Origin of the sequence: Hyunsoonleella pacifica (genome assembly GCF_004310335.1) — a bacterium.
GTDB lineage: Bacteria > Bacteroidota > Bacteroidia > Flavobacteriales > Flavobacteriaceae > Jejuia > Jejuia pacifica.
The window spans coordinates 190,550-206,672 of sequence record NZ_SIRS01000007.1 but is presented as its reverse complement, the minus strand read 5'-3'; the positions used below and the strand labels follow the sequence as shown (position 1 = coordinate 206,672).

The 16,123-nt window shown below is 31.5% G+C and carries 18 protein-coding genes; 10 read left to right on the top strand and 8 right to left on the bottom strand.

Features of this window, described 5'->3' with window-relative positions; all coding sequences use genetic code 11:
- Positions 1 to 15 precede the first annotated feature (15 nt).
- From EYD46_RS16615 to EYD46_RS16595, 5 genes are all read right to left on the bottom strand, one after another.
- Positions 16 to 1,482, bottom strand: a complete 1,467-nt coding sequence (locus tag EYD46_RS16615; protein ID WP_130938292.1) for a hypothetical protein — start codon at positions 1,480 to 1,482, stop codon at positions 16 to 18.
- A 187-nt stretch (positions 1,483 to 1,669) separates the two neighbouring features.
- On the bottom strand, positions 1,670 to 2,944 hold the full coding sequence (locus EYD46_RS16610) for an adenylosuccinate synthase (RefSeq protein ID WP_130938291.1): 1,275 nt from the start codon (positions 2,942 to 2,944) through the stop codon (positions 1,670 to 1,672).
- Between the two features lie 17 nt (positions 2,945 to 2,961).
- Positions 2,962 to 3,432: a Fur family transcriptional regulator gene (locus EYD46_RS16605; protein WP_130938290.1), complete on the bottom strand. Its 471-nt coding sequence runs from the start codon at positions 3,430 to 3,432 to the stop codon at positions 2,962 to 2,964.
- A gap of 22 nt (positions 3,433 to 3,454) precedes the next feature.
- Positions 3,455 to 5,674, bottom strand: coding sequence for a RelA/SpoT family protein (locus EYD46_RS16600; protein ID WP_130938289.1), 2,220 nt, complete (start codon positions 5,672 to 5,674; stop codon positions 3,455 to 3,457).
- A 53-nt stretch (positions 5,675 to 5,727) separates the two neighbouring features.
- A complete protein-coding gene (locus EYD46_RS16595) occupies positions 5,728 to 6,306 on the bottom strand; it encodes a non-canonical purine NTP diphosphatase (protein WP_130938383.1) in 579 nt (192 codons plus the stop codon).
- A gap of 52 nt (positions 6,307 to 6,358) precedes the next feature.
- Here EYD46_RS16595 and EYD46_RS16590 point away from each other — a divergent pair, with 52 nt between their 5' ends.
- The gene (locus EYD46_RS16590) at positions 6,359 to 6,748 is read left to right on the top strand and encodes a hypothetical protein (RefSeq protein WP_130938288.1); all 390 of its coding nucleotides are present in this window, start codon (positions 6,359 to 6,361) and stop codon (positions 6,746 to 6,748) included.
- Positions 6,749 to 6,759: 11 nt separating this feature from the next.
- Here EYD46_RS16590 and EYD46_RS16585 read toward each other — a convergent pair whose 3' ends face one another.
- Positions 6,760 to 7,143 (bottom strand): thiol-disulfide oxidoreductase DCC family protein, encoded by a 384-nt coding sequence (locus EYD46_RS16585; RefSeq protein ID WP_130938287.1) that lies wholly within the window; start codon positions 7,141 to 7,143, stop codon positions 6,760 to 6,762.
- A 157-nt stretch (positions 7,144 to 7,300) separates the two neighbouring features.
- Here EYD46_RS16585 and EYD46_RS16580 point away from each other — a divergent pair, with 157 nt between their 5' ends.
- A complete protein-coding gene (locus tag EYD46_RS16580; protein ID WP_130938286.1) occupies positions 7,301 to 7,600 on the top strand; it encodes an HPF/RaiA family ribosome-associated protein in 300 nt (99 codons plus the stop codon).
- On the opposite strand, the gene rlmH is transcribed toward EYD46_RS16580, so the two are convergent.
- Complete coding sequence (gene rlmH / locus EYD46_RS16575; RefSeq protein WP_130938285.1) at positions 7,601 to 8,074, bottom strand: 23S rRNA (pseudouridine(1915)-N(3))-methyltransferase RlmH; 474 nt, start codon at positions 8,072 to 8,074, stop codon at positions 7,601 to 7,603. It abuts the gene before it with no gap.
- 110 nt (positions 8,075 to 8,184) lie between these two features.
- Here rlmH and nadC point away from each other — a divergent pair, with 110 nt between their 5' ends.
- From nadC to priA, 4 genes are all read left to right on the top strand, one after another.
- Positions 8,185 to 9,045, top strand: a complete 861-nt coding sequence (gene nadC / locus EYD46_RS16570) for a carboxylating nicotinate-nucleotide diphosphorylase (RefSeq protein WP_130938284.1) — start codon at positions 8,185 to 8,187, stop codon at positions 9,043 to 9,045.
- A 90-nt stretch (positions 9,046 to 9,135) separates the two neighbouring features.
- Positions 9,136 to 10,089, top strand: coding sequence for a YihY/virulence factor BrkB family protein (locus EYD46_RS16565; RefSeq protein ID WP_130938283.1), 954 nt, complete (start codon positions 9,136 to 9,138; stop codon positions 10,087 to 10,089).
- Positions 10,090 to 10,114: 25 nt separating this feature from the next.
- Positions 10,115 to 10,507 (top strand): DUF2147 domain-containing protein, encoded by a 393-nt coding sequence (locus EYD46_RS16560; protein WP_229731374.1) that lies wholly within the window; start codon positions 10,115 to 10,117, stop codon positions 10,505 to 10,507.
- A gap of 21 nt (positions 10,508 to 10,528) precedes the next feature.
- Entirely contained in the window at positions 10,529 to 12,979 is a 2,451-nt protein-coding gene (gene priA, locus EYD46_RS16555; RefSeq protein ID WP_130938281.1) for a replication restart helicase PriA, read from the top strand.
- A gap of 95 nt (positions 12,980 to 13,074) precedes the next feature.
- On the opposite strand, the gene EYD46_RS16550 is transcribed toward priA, so the two are convergent.
- Positions 13,075 to 13,770: a LytR/AlgR family response regulator transcription factor gene (locus EYD46_RS16550; RefSeq protein WP_130938280.1), complete on the bottom strand. Its 696-nt coding sequence runs from the start codon at positions 13,768 to 13,770 to the stop codon at positions 13,075 to 13,077.
- A 200-nt stretch (positions 13,771 to 13,970) separates the two neighbouring features.
- On the opposite strand from EYD46_RS16550, the gene rpsF reads away from it, so the two are divergent.
- From rpsF to EYD46_RS16530, 4 genes are all read left to right on the top strand, one after another.
- On the top strand, positions 13,971 to 14,309 hold the full coding sequence (gene rpsF, locus EYD46_RS16545) for a 30S ribosomal protein S6 (protein WP_130938279.1): 339 nt from the start codon (positions 13,971 to 13,973) through the stop codon (positions 14,307 to 14,309).
- A gap of 2 nt (positions 14,310 to 14,311) precedes the next feature.
- Complete coding sequence (gene rpsR / locus EYD46_RS16540; RefSeq protein ID WP_130938278.1) at positions 14,312 to 14,608, top strand: 30S ribosomal protein S18; 297 nt, start codon at positions 14,312 to 14,314, stop codon at positions 14,606 to 14,608.
- 13 nt (positions 14,609 to 14,621) lie between these two features.
- Positions 14,622 to 15,074, top strand: a complete 453-nt coding sequence (rplI, locus tag EYD46_RS16535) for a 50S ribosomal protein L9 (protein ID WP_130938277.1) — start codon at positions 14,622 to 14,624, stop codon at positions 15,072 to 15,074.
- Positions 15,075 to 15,213: 139 nt separating this feature from the next.
- Positions 15,214 to 16,101 (top strand): glycerophosphodiester phosphodiesterase family protein, encoded by an 888-nt coding sequence (locus EYD46_RS16530; RefSeq protein WP_130938276.1) that lies wholly within the window; start codon positions 15,214 to 15,216, stop codon positions 16,099 to 16,101.
- Positions 16,102 to 16,123: the final 22 nt, after the last annotated feature.

The following is a 16,123-nucleotide window of genomic DNA, read 5'->3' as shown; positions in this document are numbered from 1 at the left end:
ACAAATCTATTATGTTTAATTTACTTTTAGTTTAACAATCCTGCCATTTTTCTTTTTTTCTCCTAAAAGAAATACCGTTTGGTTATTTAAATTAGCGATGCCGTTATTTACTTTATAGTATACTTTTGAGTCTTTATCATCAATTAATTTCTTATAATCAAAGTTTCCTTCTTCATTAACAGATACGATGTAAAGATTAGATTTTTTTGACGAAGTTTGTCTAAACGCTATTCTACCATTATTTAGTTTAGTAATATTGTCTGAACAGTTGATAAAGAAGAAGGTGGAATTTTCTATGGGAAGGGTTGTAAAAGAACTTGTGGTAAACCCAGTTTGTGCTTTATTAATATTTCTAGCCCATTTTAAATCCCCATCTGAGTCTAATCGAATAGACATTATATCGTTAAAGTGATATACTGTATAAGTATTCCATCCCCCATTTGCATTCATAGTTGTATAAGTTGATATGAAAAACTCTTCAGCATTAATTACAATGTCTCCATTAGCCATGAGGTATACGCCTTTAAAGTCAATATTTTTTATGCCTTTATCTTTTTTGCGCTTTTTCTTATTCTTTTTGTTTCCGTATTTATCATTTAAAAATTTATCTGAGAAATTATTGAATTTACTATAATTTATTTCAAGGCTGTTAGGGTCTAAATCATAAATACAAACACCATTAATTTTATTTTCTTTCTCATTACCAAAGAAACCAGTGCAAACTAACCTATTATTGTTTTTTAATAAATATAAAGATTCAATTAACTTACCTGTCGTTTTAAAGCTGGTGTTTTCTGTATTTGTTGCACTGACTTTATATAGCTCAAAATGATAATTTACTTTACCATCTTTTTTATCTCGTTTAGTACCTTTTTCGTATGATTTTCCTAAAAAGTATATAGTACCATCAGTATCGTCAACTTCAAAGCTGTTGTATTCAAATAGGTTATCTTTTATGTCTTTTGTAATAAGCTTATCAAAAACTAATTCGAATTCATCATTAAAAACAAATACTTTATGAGTTTCTTGATCCTTGTTTTTAATATCAAAATTAATAGCGAAGAATTTATTATTTGAAGAAAAGATTACTTCTCCCATGTGATTGCCATCAATTTGTCCCCATCCATTATTTATAAAAAAAGGAAATAGAAATACTCCAAAATATTCTTTGATATTCTCCTCAGAGAATTTGAGTAAATTTTCGGTAGAGAAATCTAGTGTAGATATATTGGATGAAGAGACATTAATGGCAATAGCTTTTTCTTTCTTTAACTCTTCAATTTCTATTAAGTGAAGTTTGTCATTTTTTAAAAAAGCGTTCTTAATGGTCTTATTTTTAACTTCGTAGTCTAATGTTTTAATTTCGTTTAAATCCTGATCAAAACATTGGATATAGTAGCCCTTAAGCTTTTGCATCATACCTCCGTAATATGATCTGATAGTAACTATGCCCCCATTTTCACTTTCCAGTGTGAATGACAATCGGGAGTTTTTTTTCTTATCCTTAAATATTTCGCTTTTAGTTATAGAAACATCTTGACAATAAAGTATTGTGCTTATCGAGATAAAAAAAAGCAGTAAGAGAGATTTTTTCATTTATGTTTAGATTTTTTGGTGGTTACAAATCTAACAAAATAAATGAAAGCAAAAACTGACTTAAGTCAGATGTTTAATCCCTAAAAATAGTCTGTTTCCTATCAGGTCCTACAGATACAATAGTAATAGGAATCTCCAGTTCTTTTTCTAGAAAATCAATATATTTATTAAGTTCCTTAGGAAATTGTGAAGCCTCCGTCATAGTGGTTAAATCTTCACTCCATCCTTTAAATTCAGTATATACAGGAGTAACGTTTTCTGGTTCTATGTTATAAGGTAAATGTTTAATTTCTTCGCCTTTATAGTTATATGCTGTACATACTTTAAGGGTTTTAAAACCAGAAAGTACATCGCCTTTCATCATGTTTAGTTGTGTAACACCATTTACTTGGCATGCGTATTTTAGCGCTACTAAATCTAACCAGCCACAACGTCTTGGACGACCTGTAGTAGCACCAAATTCATGTCCCACTTTCGCCATAGTAGCACCATCTTCATCAAACAATTCTGTAGGGAAGGGGCCAGAACCAACTCTGGTTGTGTAGGCCTTAAAAATTCCAAATACTTCTCCTATCTGGTTAGGCGCAACACCCAAACCTGTACACGCACCAGCTGCTGTTGTATTACTTGATGTTACAAAAGGATAAGTTCCAAAATCAATATCTAGTAGAGAACCTTGAGCACCTTCAGCTAAGATTGACTTTTCACTTTTTTGAGCCTGATAAACATATTCCTCAGAATCAATAAAGGTTAAGGATTTTAATACTTCTATAGCTTCAAAAAACTCAGTTTCTAATTCTTTTAAGTCGTATTCAATAGAAGCATCATAATAGTCAATCATAGACTCGTGCTTATCAGCTAGACTTTGGTAGCGTTCTTTCCAATCGGCTAACTCTAAATCGCCTACACGAATACCATTTCTACCTGTTTTATCCATATATGTAGGTCCTATCCCTTTTAAGGTAGAGCCTATTTTAGCTTTACCTTTTGCAGCTTCACTAGCGGCATCTAGTAAACGATGCGTAGGTAGGATGATATGAGCTTTTCTAGAAATTATCAACGATTTTCTGTAATCTACATCTTGTTCTTCAAGTTTATCTAACTCTCTTTTAAAAATTACAGGATCTATTACCACACCATTACCAACTAAATTAACCGCATCATCATGAAAAATCCCGGAAGGTATGGTATGTAATACATGTTTTCTGCCATTAAATACTAAGGTGTGTCCTGCATTTGGTCCTCCTTGAAAACGTGCTATTATATTGTAGTTATTTGTTAATACGTCAACAATTTTTCCCTTGCCTTCGTCTCCCCATTGTAATCCTAGTAGTAAATCTACTGCCATTTTAAAAAGTAAATTAGTTAGTTGTCCTCGTCGTTAGTTTTTGAAGTTTTTCTGTTTCCGTAGAAATATAAAGAGTGGTTATTAATTTCGATATTAAAAACCTCTTCAATAGTTTTTTTAATAGATTGAATTCTTGGATCGCAAAATTCTATAACCTCACCCGTATCTGTTAAAATGACATGGTCGTGTTGTCTATCAAAATACGACTTTTCGTAATGCGCTTGGTTTTGTCCAAATTGATGTTTTCTTACCAATTTACATTCTAAAAGTAATTCTATGGTGTTGTATAATGTTGCGCGAGAAACGCGGTAATTTTTGTTTTTCATATTGAGGTAAAGAGACTCAATATCAAAATGTTCATTACTATCATATATTTCTTGAAGAATGGCATAACGCTCGGGCGTTTTTCTATGTCCCTTCTCTTCTAAAAAGCTAGTAAATACACTTTTTACAATTTCCTGATTTTTGCTGTCTGTATTCGAATCCATAAATGCGCTGCAAATTTACACTTTAAACTCTGGAAACCTTATCAATACCATTAATTTTTTTAAGATTATCCAATATTTTTTTCAACAATGCTTTGTTCTTAACTACTAACTTAATTTTACCAGAGAAAATCCCATCATCTGTTTCAAAGCTTAAACTTTTCATGTTAATATGTAAGTTGTTAGAAATTACTTTTGTAATGTCGTTAACAAGTCCCATGTGATCAATTCCAGAAATTCTAATCTCAGTAGCATATTCTTGTTGGCTCGAATCAATCCATTTTGCTTGCATAATTCTATAAGCATAATTGGATTGTAGACTTAAAGCATTTGGGCAATTGTGCTTATGTACTTTGATGCCTTCTGAAACTGTTAAGAATCCAAAAACATCATCGCCTGGTATTGGGTTACAGCAGTTAGATAGTTTGTAGTCTAGCTTTTCTTCTTCTTTACCAAATACTAAAGAATCGTAGTTAGAAGTAATTTCGTCCTTTTCAATCTGTTCTTTTGAAATGATTGGTTTTCTTGTGATTTTATTTTTAATAAAACTCACAAGAGCATTACTTCTTGAGGCTGCAAAGTCTTTAAGCATGGAATTATCTATAGAACCAATGCCTACACGATAAAATAAATCTAAGCTAGTTTTTAAGTTAAAATGCCTCACTAATTGGTTCACTGATGACTCATTTAGTGTTATTTTAAGTTGTTTTAGCTTACGTCTTAAAACTTCTTTACCTTCTTCAGCGATAAGTTTTCTGTCTTCTCTAAGGGCAGATTTTATTTTTGCTCTAGCCCTAGCGGTAGTAGTATAATTTAGCCAGTTAGCATTAGGTTTAGAGCCTTCTGATGTAATAACTTCAACCTGATCACCACTTTTTAGCTCGTGACTTAATGGTACAAGTTTTCCATTAACCCGAGCTCCTCGGGTATGCATCCCAACTTCAGTATGAATGTGAAATGCAAAATCTAATGAGGTAGCACCTTTAGGTAACGATTTTAGCTCACCAGCTGGCGTAAACACAAATATTTCTTGGGAATATAGATTAAGTTTAAACTGCTCAACAAAGTCCACAGCATTTAAGCTTGGGTTTTCCAGAGCTTCTTGCAATCTATTAATCCAGTTTTCTAAGTTATCCGTTTTTTCTGCACCTTGTTTATACTTGTAGTGCGCTGCATAGCCTTTTTCTGCAATTTCATTCATGCGTTCACTACGTATTTGTACTTCAACCCAATTTCCTTTAGGGCCCATTACTGTAATATGTAGTGCTTCGTAACCTGTTCCTTTTGGGGATGTAATCCAATCCCGAAGACGTAATGGATTAGGTCTAAAATGATCGGTAACTATAGAATAAATTTTCCAAGCTAAAAACTTTTCATTTTGTTTATCACTTTTATATATAATTCTGATAGCAAACTTATCGTAAACTTCATCAAAAGACACCCCTTGGGTTACCATTTTTTTTCGAATAGAAAAGATGGATTTAGGTCTTCCTTTTATAGTATAATTAAACTCCTCCTTATCTAGTGATTTTTTTATAACAGCGCTAAATTGTTCAATGTATTTGTCTTGCTCTTCTTTACTTTCCTTTGTTTTTAAAAGGATATCACTATATACTTCAGGTTCAGTATATTTTAAGGCTAAATCTTCAAGTTCGGTTTTAATATTATAAAGCCCTATTCTATGAGCTAACGGTGCATAAATATATAAAGTTTCAGAAGCAATTTTTACTTGCTTATCAGGTCTCATGGAATCCATGGTTTGCATATTGTGCAAACGATCTGCTATTTTTATAATGATAACGCGAACATCATCATTTAAAGTAAGTAACATTTTCCTGAAATTTTCAGCTTGTAAAGACACATCCATATCTTGCTCTTTACTTAGAGAAGATATTTTTGTAAGTCCGTCAACAATTCGGGCTACAGTCTCACCGAATAATTGTTCAATATCATCAATGGAATACTCTTCGCAGTCTTCAACTACATCGTGAAGTAATGCCGCGGCTATTGATGTAGCATCTAAACCAATTTCTTGAGCAACAATTCTAGCAACAGCTAGGGGGTGAAAAATATAGGCCTCGCCAGACTTTCTGCGCTGGTTTTTATGGCCATCAAGAGCAACTTCAAAAGCCTTTCTTATTAGCTTCTTATCCTCATCACTTAAGGTGGTATAGCTAACTTTTAAAAGGTTTTTATAAGCCTTGGCTATTAATTTGTTTTCTTTTTCAATCTCTTCTTCAGACATCGAATAAAAATAAGATAAACCGTTTTAATAGCCAATACTGATTTTCTATTTTTTTAAGAAAGCTTATTTAAAAAATCTACAAGTTGGTTTACTGCTTTCCCGCGATGCCCAATTTTATTTTTTAAAGTCAAATCCATCTCAGCAAAAGTTTCATCATAACCCAAAGGTCTAAATATAGGGTCGTAGCCAAACCCTTTATTTCCATGTCTTGTTTTGGTAATATGTCCTTTGCAAATTCCCGAAAATGTAGATAGTTTATCATTTAACGAAAGTGCAATTACAGTTTTAAACTGTGCACTTCTATTATCTGTAGGCTTTAAGTTTTGTAGCAATAAATTCATGTTGTCATTTGCATCTCTTTTAGGTCCAGCATATCGAGCTGAATATACTCCAGGAGATCCGTTAAGCACATCAACTTCTAAGCCTGTATCGTCAGCAAAACAATTATAACCATAATTTTCCTTCACGAATTGTGCTTTTTGAATAGCATTACCTTCAATGGTATCTTGGGTTTCGGGGATATCTTCAAAACATTCTATATCCTTCAAACTTAAAAGTTTTATGTTTTCAGGTATCAAAACTTGAACTTCCTTTAGTTTGTTTAGGTTATTAGTTGCAAAAACTAGATGTATCATTATTTTAATTAGCTTTATAAACAATAAAACAAATCAAAATTTATTAGATATGAAAAAAATATTATTAACTATGTGCATAGTTTTGTTTTGCGTTTCATTTGTGCAAAGTCAAACCGTTAAATTAAAAGCAAAAAAGCCTAAATACGAAAACATAAAGTATAAAAATCCAGGAGAGAAAGCTAGCGTGTTTTTTGTTGATAGAATTGTATATTCAACAAATTATAAAGGAAAAGAAAAGGAAAATTCATATCAAATTTCTATTTATGGAAAGACTAATGGTAAAACCAAACAAGTGCATTATACTGCAAAATCTGTAGACGAATTTGATTATTACAGAAGAATTTTTAAAAGTAGTTACAAAGAAATATTAGTTTTTGAAAATAACTATAAAGCAGGAGGTAAAACGTATTTTGATGTTGCAATTACAGTAGAGTATTAAATTTGTTGGACTTAAAAACTAATAGTGCAACTTTTAGATTTTCCAAACCAGGCTACACGGTTTTTTGATGCCATTTTATAAATGCCATCCCTAATTAACCTTGGAATAAAAGCTAAAAGTGCAGCTACACGTTGCCATTTAGGTATTTTAGATACAATTTTTAAAAACCCATCAGAGTGTGTTTTTATACCATTATTATCAATTAAAATTACGGTATCAAGTTGATGGGTAGGGAAACCATAAGTCTTGAGTAATTGTTGGCCGAATGGAGATTGAAAAGCTACAAATTGAAACACATCTTTTGGAGCAAACTTTAATAACCACCCCACTACGCCATTACATAAATTGCATTCGCCATCAAAAATAATAATATCCTTAGTTGTATCTTTTTTCATAATGTATTATGCTTTACTTAAATATAGACGTAGAATATTAGTTCAACTTTCAAAAGAACTTAAAATTTTTAAACTTTTTTTATGATTTTGGTCAGTAACTATAAGGGCTAAAATTTGTATTTTAGAGTATAAATTAACAATTAAAAGTAAACGGATTATGACAGTAAATTTTCAATATGTAGGTGTGGATGTTAGCGCAACACTTTCAGCGTTCACAGAGGAGAAATTAGGTAAATTGTTTAATAAATATGAGTTTTTAATAAGTGCCATGGTATACTTTAAACAGGATGAAAAAGACCATGATGCTGGAAAAATATGTAATATAGAATTGAGTTTGCCGGGACCGAGAATATATGCTACTTCTAACGAACATAATTTTGAGGTGTCTGTTCGAGAAACTATTAATGATTTAGACCGACAACTAAAAAAACGAAAGCAAGTTTTTAAAACGCATTAGTTATCGATGATGATAGGGTTCATTTCTCAAAATAGTGAAACCTCTATACAGCTGTTCAATAAAAAATAAACGTACCATTTGATGGGAAAATGTCATTTTTGATAGTGATATTTTCCCATTTGCTTTTTTATGAATGGCTTCAGAAAACCCATAAGGGCCACCAATTACAAAAACCAATCGCTTTCTGCCAGAATTCATGTGTTTTTGGAGATACATAGAGAAGTCTACCGAAGTGTATTGCTTTCCATTTTCATCCAAAAGAATTAAAACATCTTGAGGTAATATCTTTTTTAAGATAAGCGCTCCTTCTTTTTGCTTTTGTTCGGCTCCACTTAAGTTTTTAGCTTTTTTTAAATCAGGAATTATTTCAAAATCAAAAGCAATATAATGGCTCAGGCGTTTTTTATAACTATTAATTAAAGTAATAAGTTCCTTATTGTCGGTTTTGCCAATGGCAAGTAGTTTTATAGTCATGTTGCAAAATTACGATTTCCTTAATTTATCAGATTAGCATTTTTGACCATTAAAACTAAAAAATTCGTAAATTAAAGTTCCATTTATTATTTTTGCGCAAATTCCCTGATATGATTACGAAAGAGTATTTTGAAAAAGAGGTAGCATATATTATTGAAAATGCTATAAGAGAGGATGTTGGAGACGGCGACCATAGTTCGTTGGCATGTATTCCAGAAAATGCTAGAGGAAGAGCTAAGCTTTTAGTAAAGGATAGAGGTGTAATTGCAGGAGTTAATTTTGCAAAGCGTGTTTTTGACTATGTTGATAAAAAACTTAGAGTAGAAGTTAAAATTGAAGATGGTACACCAGTATCTTATGGAGATGTAGTGCTTTATGTTGAAGGCCCTTCGCAATCTATATTAAAAGCCGAAAGAACCTTGCTAAATTCAATGCAACGCATGAGTGCTATTGCTACAAAAACAAGAGGGTTTGTAGAGCTTCTTAAAGGGACTGATACTAAGATTCTAGATACAAGGAAAACTACACCTGGGATTAGAGTCCTTGAAAAATGGGCAGTACAAATTGGTGGAGGTAAAAACCATCGCTTTGCACTTTATGATATGATAATGCTTAAGGATAATCATATAGATTTTGCAGGAGGTATAACCAAGGCTATAAATATGACTAAGGATTATCTTAATGAGACAGGCAAGGATTTGCAAATTATGGTTGAAGCTCGTGATTTAGTTGAAGTAGAAGAAATTCTGCAAAGCGATGGTATTTACCGTATACTTTTGGATAATTTTGATTACGAAGATACTAGAAAAGCTGTAGAGCTAATTGGCGACAAGTGCCTTACAGAATCTTCAGGGAATATTAATGAAACTACTGTTAGACATTATGCGGAATGTGGAGTAGATTATATTTCATGTGGCGCCTTAACACATTCAGTTCATAACATGGATCTTAGTTTAAAAGCTGTAAAATAATCCTATTTTTTTAGATTTTACCTGTAAGTTAGTGCTACTAATTTTTTAACTTGCATTTTATAATGCATAAACGAAAATTGTTAGCAGTTAATGACTAAACCTATTGAAGATAAACTAGATAAAATTCCTGTAGTTAATCTCTTAGTTAGGTTTTTAAAACAAATTAAGTTACCAGGTTTTGAGGGATTATCTGTATACGATTTATTGGAGCTTTATGCTTTAGGAATTGTAAAAGGAGCACTTACAACCAGAGCAAGTGCAATTGCATTTAGTTTTTTTACTGCTATTTTCCCGTTTTTACTTTTTGTAATTATTCTTATTCCTTATATACCAATTGATAATTTTCAAACTGAATTTTTAGAGTTTTTAAATTCTTTTTTACCACCACAAACCTCAGACTTTTTCTTTTCAAATATTTTTGATAATATCAGTGATAGTGGAGGAGCAGGTTTAATATCTTCGGTGTTTTTACTGTCTATGCTTTTAATGGCTAATGGTGTTAATGCGGTATTTTCTGGTTTTGAAAATTCATACCACGAACAGCTTACACGTAACGTATTTCAACAATACATGTATGCCCTAGGTATTGCACTAATATTAGCAGTTTTAGTATTGCTAACAGTAGCTGTTTTTGGGTATTTTCAAATCTATATTTTAAGCCCTATTTACGAAAGCCTGAGTGGAGAAGTTTTAACCGATGATGACAACGGTTTGGGTTGGATAATTTTTGCAAAATACATGTTTTTTGTAATCATGGTATATTTAGCAACAGCAACTTTGTATTATTTTGGAACTAAGGAAGGTAAACATGCACGTTTTTTTTCAATAGGGGCTTTGTTAACTACCTTGCTTATTATTCTAACCTCTTATTTGTTTGGTATTTATATAGATAATTTTTCAAAGTATAATGAGTTATATGGGTCTATAGGCGCATTATTGATATTATTATTGTACTTATGGCTTAACTCCAATATTTTGTTATTGGGGTATGAATTAAATGCTTCTTTAAATATTTTAAGAAAAATTAATAGAGATGATAAATAGATATTTTATTTTGATATTGAGTTTGATGACAAGCCTTCTTACTGCTCAAGATATTTTTGGTAAATGGAAAACGATTGACGACGAAACTGGAGAAGCAAAATCTATTGTTGAAATATATGAGGAAAACGGAGCAGTTTTCGGTAAGATTATAGATATTATAAACCCTGAGAGGCGCGATGCTGTCTGTGATAAATGCGAAGGAGAAGATAAAGGAAAACCTGTTATTGGTTTTGTGCTCATAAGAGATATGGAAAAAGATGGAGATTATTACGAGAACGGTACTATTTTCGACCCTCAAAAAGGAAAAAAATACAAGTGCCGCTTAGGATTAGATGAAGATAATAAAGATGTACTGCAAGTACGAGGTTATGTTGCTTTTTTCTATGCTACACAATATTGGCAACGCATTAAGGAATAAATTAAAACAAGAGTTTCTCATTTGTCACATTTTATTGATGTTATATTACCCATTCCATTACAGAAATTATTTACTTATAGAATAACTTCTGCTGAGGCTACATATTTAAGTGTAGGGATGAGAGTTTCAGTTCCTTTTGGGAAATCTAAAATATATACAGGAATTGTTTCTAGAATTCATACAGAAACACCTTTGGTTTATGAAGCCAAAGACATTCATCAAATTTTAGATGAAACCCCAGTAGTAAACAACATCCAATTAGAATTTTGGGAATGGATTGCTAACTACTATATGTGTACGCTAGGCGATGTTATGCGTGCAGCTTTACCAAGTGCTTTTATTTTAGAAAGTGAAACTATAATCACAAAAACTAAAGCACAACTTAATGATGAGGATTTAAAAGATGATGAGTTTTTGGTATATGAAGCCTTACATCATCAGTCTTCTCTTAAAATTCAAGATGTGATGAGCATTTTGGATAAAAAAACCGTATTACCTGTAATTAAACGTTTAATAGATAAAGATGCTATTTCTGTACAGGAAGAAGTTTTTGAAAAGTATAAACCTAAGTTAGTGCGATATGTGAAGATGAGTTCAAACTTTTCTTCTGAAGAAAATCTTCAAAAATTATTGAATGACTTAGCTAGAGCTCATAAGCAAAAACAGGTTGTAATGGCCTTATTTATGTTGTCTTCAAAAACAAAAAAACCTATTAAGGTTTCAGAATTAGTAAAGGAAAGTGGTGCATCATCTTCAATTGTTAAAGCATTAGTAGATAAAAATGTTTTAGAGGAATATCAAATTCAAACAGATAGGGTAGAATTTTTGGGAGAAGTAAAAGCGGCTTCAAAAACATTAAATGAACATCAAGAAATAGCATTATCACAAATAAAATCTGAATTTAAAAATCAACATACAGTTTTATTACACGGTGTAACATCTTCAGGAAAAACAGAGATTTATGTTAAACTAATAGAAGATGTATTAGCAAAAGGTAAACAAGTACTGTATTTGTTACCTGAGATAGCTTTAACTACGCAATTGGTAACTAGATTACAAAACTATTTTGGAAATCGGGTAGCAATATTTCATTCTAAATACTCATCTCACGAACGTGTTGAAGTATGGAATAATGTTTTAAAAAATGTTGAAAAAGCGCAAATAGTTTTGGGAGCCCGTTCGTCGATATTTTTACCTTTCACGAATTTAGGGTTGATTATTGTTGATGAAGAACACGAGCAATCCTTTAAACAGTTTGATCCCGCACCACGATATCATGCTAGAGATGCAGCTATAGTGTTAGCACATAAGCACAATGCTAAAACCCTTTTAGGATCAGCAACACCTAGTTTGGAAAGTTTTTTTAATGCACAACAAAAACGTTATGGTTTTGTGGAATTAAAGTACCGCTACAATAACGTATTAATGCCTGAAATAGAGCTTGTAGATATAAAGGACAAGCACAAGCGAAAACTCATGAAAGGTCATTTTAGTGATAGATTGATGGAAGAAATGGCAGAGACACTTTCAGAGGGGCATCAAATTATTTTATTTCAAAACCGTAGAGGTTTTTCTCCAATAATAGAATGTAATACTTGTGGGCATGCACCACAGTGCCCTAACTGCGATGTGAGTTTAACATACCATCAATACAGAAACCAGTTGCGTTGTCACTATTGTGGTTATAATACCCCTATGCTTAAAACCTGTAGTGCTTGTGGAAGCCCAGAGTTGGATAATAAAGGTTTTGGAACAGAACAAATAGAACAAGAGGTAAAACTATTGTTTTCAGAGCATAAAGTAGCACGTATGGATTTAGATACAACTAGAGGTAAATACGGCTATGAAAAAATTATAACTGCATTTGAACAACAAGAGGTTGATATTTTGGTAGGTACACAGATGCTTACAAAAGGGTTGGATTTTAGAAATGTGAAGTTAGTAGGAGTGATGAACGCAGATAATATGCTAAATTTTCCAGATTTTAGAGCACATGAGCGCAGTTTTCAACTAATTATGCAAGTCTCAGGTAGGGCAGGTAGAACTGATAAAAGAGGTAAGGTTTTGGTGCAAACTTATAATCCTTATCATAATATCTTACAGCAAGTATCTTCTAATAATTATGATGCTATGTTTAAAGAACAGATGGATGATCGTTTTAACTATAAATATCCACCTGTTTACAAACAAATAAAAATTACTTTAAAGCATAAAGATTATAATAAAGTGGAACAAGCATCTATTTGGTTAGGTAAGTCGTTACGCCAAATATTTGGAGATAACGTTCTAGGCCCAGAGTCTCCACCTATTTCTAGAATAAGAAATCAATTTCACAAAAATCTCCTAATTAAGGTTCCTAAAAAGCAGTCTCTTTCAAAAACAAAAGAAGCTATTATTAAAATAAACAATAGCTTCTTTAGTATTAAAGATTTTCGGTCGGTTAAAATAATCTTAAATGTCGATAATTATTAGTAGTCTATCATTCTGAAGGTTCTTCCAGAATATGAGTTAAAATAATTTTTATAAACTGTAATTGTTAGTTCAGTTTGACAATAACCTATTAAGGTCTAAATATTATTTAAAGCATCAACCAATTGCGTCTTTTTGTTTCGGCTTAACGGTATTTCGTAAGCACCAACTTCCACATTTTTACTATTAAATCTGTCAATTTTATCAAGATTAACAATGTAAGATTTGTGGATTCTTAAAAATTTGTTTTCTGGCAATTCTGCCTCAAAAGCTTTCATTGTAGACAATACTACTAAACTTGTTTCTTCGGTAACTAATTTTACATAATCGCCAAGAGCTTCTATCCATTTAATATCCTTTATGTAAACTTTACGTTTTTTAAGGTTACTCTTTACAAAAATATGCTCGCCTTCTTCTTCTGTGAAGTCAAGGGTTAATTTATGTTGTTCAAGAGCTTTTTCAACAGATGTGTTAAAACGTTCTTTAGTAATTGGTTTGTGTAAATAATCGGTAGCATCATAATTAAATGCTTTAAAAGCATATTCAGTTTTACCGGTTACAAAGATAATTTGAGGTTTTTTGTTTAATACGTCTAAAAGTTCAAAACCATTTAGCACTGGCATTTCAATGTCTAAAAAGATTAAGTCTACTTGATGCGTATTTAAACCATTTTTTGTTTCGAGTGCGCTACTGTACTCAGCTATTAAGTTAAGTGAAGGATGATTTTCGACTAACTTAACAATAGAGAGACGTTGTATCGCTGAATCGTCTACTACTACACAGTTTAAAGTCATAACATTTTATATTATTTCGGTTAAGATATCGACAATAGTACGATAAATTCCGCTAAAAACCAAAAATCATCGGTAAACTGTTGATTTTAACATAATATTAACATTTTAAAAACACTATTAATTTAATGCTGAGAAAGTGTTGTAATATAGTAAAAAATGGTTATTTTTGCAGCCAATTTTTAACAATAAAATAGATTTTTATGAATCATTATGAAACTGTTTTCATCTTAAATCCCGTTTTATCTGAAGATCAGATAAAGGAAACAGTAAAGAAATACGAGGATTATCTCGTTTCTAAAGGTGCTAAGATGATATCAAAAGAAGATTGGGGACTAAAAAAATTAGCATACCCTATCCAGAACAAAAAGAGTGGTTTTTATCACTTATTTGAGTATCAAGTAGCAGGAGAAGCTATCGATCAATTAGAAGTTGAGTTTAGACGTGATGAGCGTTTCATGCGTTACTTAACAGTGAAATTAGACAAGCACGCAGTAGCTTGGGCAGAAAGAAGAAGAGAAAAACTTAACGCTAAAGCTTAATTATGGCATCAATAGATCAACAAGCAAAAGGAAAAAAAGACGGAGAAATTAGATATTTAACTCCGCTTAATATAGAGACTAACAAGCAAAAGAAATACTGTCGTTTTAAAAAATCAGGTATTAAATATATCGATTATAAAGATCCAGATTTCTTATTAAAGTTCGTAAACGAACAAGGTAAAATTTTACCAAGACGTTTAACAGGAACATCATTAAAATACCAACGTAAAGTGTCTGTTGCTGTGAAAAGAGCACGTCATTTAGCATTAATGCCATACGTTGCAGATTTATTAAAATAAAACAATCATAACAATGGAACTTATATTAAAACAAGACGTTGAAAATTTAGGATTTAAAGACGACATTGTAACAGTTAAGAACGGTTATGGTAGAAATTATTTAATTCCTCAAGGGCATGCAGTTATAGCTACGCCATCTGCTAAAAAAGTTTTGGCAGAAAACTTGAAACAAAGAGCATTTAAAGAGAAGAAAATAGTTGAAGATGCTAATAAAACTGCAGAAGCAATTAAGGTATTAGAAGTTAAAATAGCTTCAAAAGTTGGTGCAGGCGATAAGTTATTTGGTTCTGTAAACAACATTGATTTAGCTGCTGCTCTTGAAAAAGAAGGACATGCGATAGATAAAAAATTCATCTCTGTTGCTGGTGGAAACGTAAAGCGCTTAGGGCAGTACAATGCTACTATTCGTTTACACAGAGAAGTGTCTGTAGAATTACCATTTGAAGTTGTAGCACAAGCTAAGTAATTTCAAAATTCTTATATATTTAAAACCGTTTGGATACACTCTAAGCGGTTTTTTTGTTAAAAGTAATAGGAAACTTATAATGAAGAATAATTAGGGTTGTAAACTCTTTGGAAATGAGAATATAAATTCAAATGCAATAATGAAGAAAGTAATCATCATTTTATTAGTATTTATTTGTTTTTCATGTAAAGATGTAAAAGCAAAACAAAAACGTGTTATTACTGAAAATGAAAATATACCATCGGTTTTACTGGAAACTTTTAAGTATAATCCAAAAGCTAAGCCATTAATAAGTGTACATCGAGGAGGAAAGGGTGTTGAAAATTATCCAGAGAATTGTTTAGAAACCTTAAAGTATATTAATGATAGTATACATGGTGCTATTTTTGAAATTGATGTAGCTAAAACCAAGGATAATGTTTTGGTGCTAATGCATGATAATACTTTAGATAGAACAACTACTGGTAAAGGCGATATAGCAAATTTTACATTTAAGCAACTAGCTAGTTTTAATTTAGAAGACGATTTTGGTAACGAAACCAAGTTTAAAGTTCCCAAATTTGAAAATGTCTTAAAATGGGCTAAAGATAATGGCGTAATATTAACTATAGATATTAAACGAGATGTAGATTTGGAAGATGCAGTTAATAGTATTAAAAAAGAGAATGCAGAAGACATTTCAATCATTATAACTTATGATGTAAGACAGGCAGAATTGGCTAATGCAGCAGCACCTAATTTATTATTATCTGTATCGGCTAGAAATTTTCAAGAATTTAATTGGTTATTACATTCAGCAATTCCAACTAAAAATATGATAGCATTTACAGGAACACGTATGTCGCCAGATTCGTTATACACTAAAATCCATAGTTATGGTATAAAAACTATATTAGGTACTTTAGGTAATTTAGACAAACGTGCAGAGACAAAAGGAGATTCTCTGTATAATTTTTGGATAAGCAAAGGTGTAGATGTTATAGCAACGGATAGACCATTTGAAGTAGCAGCAGCTATTAATAATTAAGATATTAATACTATAATTTCTC

Excerpts from the sequence above, each read along its gene's own strand:
- EYD46_RS16610 (WP_130938291.1), bottom strand. The coding sequence starts at position 2,944 with ATGGCAGTAGATTTACTACTAGGATTACAATGGGGAGACGAAGGCAAG.
- EYD46_RS16605 (WP_130938290.1), bottom strand. The coding sequence starts at position 3,432 with ATGGATTCGAATACAGACAGCAAAAATCAGGAAATTGTAAAAAGTGTA.
- EYD46_RS16600 (WP_130938289.1), bottom strand. The coding sequence starts at position 5,674 with ATGTCTGAAGAAGAGATTGAAAAAGAAAACAAATTAATAGCCAAGGCT.
- EYD46_RS16590 (WP_130938288.1), top strand. The coding sequence starts at position 6,359 with ATGAAAAAAATATTATTAACTATGTGCATAGTTTTGTTTTGCGTTTCA.
- EYD46_RS16585 (WP_130938287.1), bottom strand. The coding sequence starts at position 7,143 with ATGAAAAAAGATACAACTAAGGATATTATTATTTTTGATGGCGAATGC.
- EYD46_RS16580 (WP_130938286.1), top strand. The coding sequence starts at position 7,301 with ATGACAGTAAATTTTCAATATGTAGGTGTGGATGTTAGCGCAACACTT.
- rlmH (WP_130938285.1), bottom strand. The coding sequence starts at position 8,074 with ATGACTATAAAACTACTTGCCATTGGCAAAACCGACAATAAGGAACTT.
- nadC (WP_130938284.1), top strand. The coding sequence starts at position 8,185 with ATGATTACGAAAGAGTATTTTGAAAAAGAGGTAGCATATATTATTGAA.
- EYD46_RS16565 (WP_130938283.1), top strand. The coding sequence starts at position 9,136 with ATGACTAAACCTATTGAAGATAAACTAGATAAAATTCCTGTAGTTAAT.
- EYD46_RS16560 (WP_229731374.1), top strand. The coding sequence starts at position 10,115 with ATGACAAGCCTTCTTACTGCTCAAGATATTTTTGGTAAATGGAAAACG.
- EYD46_RS16550 (WP_130938280.1), bottom strand. The coding sequence starts at position 13,770 with ATGACTTTAAACTGTGTAGTAGTAGACGATTCAGCGATACAACGTCTC.
- rpsF (WP_130938279.1), top strand. The coding sequence starts at position 13,971 with ATGAATCATTATGAAACTGTTTTCATCTTAAATCCCGTTTTATCTGAA.
- rpsR (WP_130938278.1), top strand. The coding sequence starts at position 14,312 with ATGGCATCAATAGATCAACAAGCAAAAGGAAAAAAAGACGGAGAAATT.
- rplI (WP_130938277.1), top strand. The coding sequence starts at position 14,622 with ATGGAACTTATATTAAAACAAGACGTTGAAAATTTAGGATTTAAAGAC.
- EYD46_RS16530 (WP_130938276.1), top strand. The coding sequence starts at position 15,214 with ATGAAGAAAGTAATCATCATTTTATTAGTATTTATTTGTTTTTCATGT.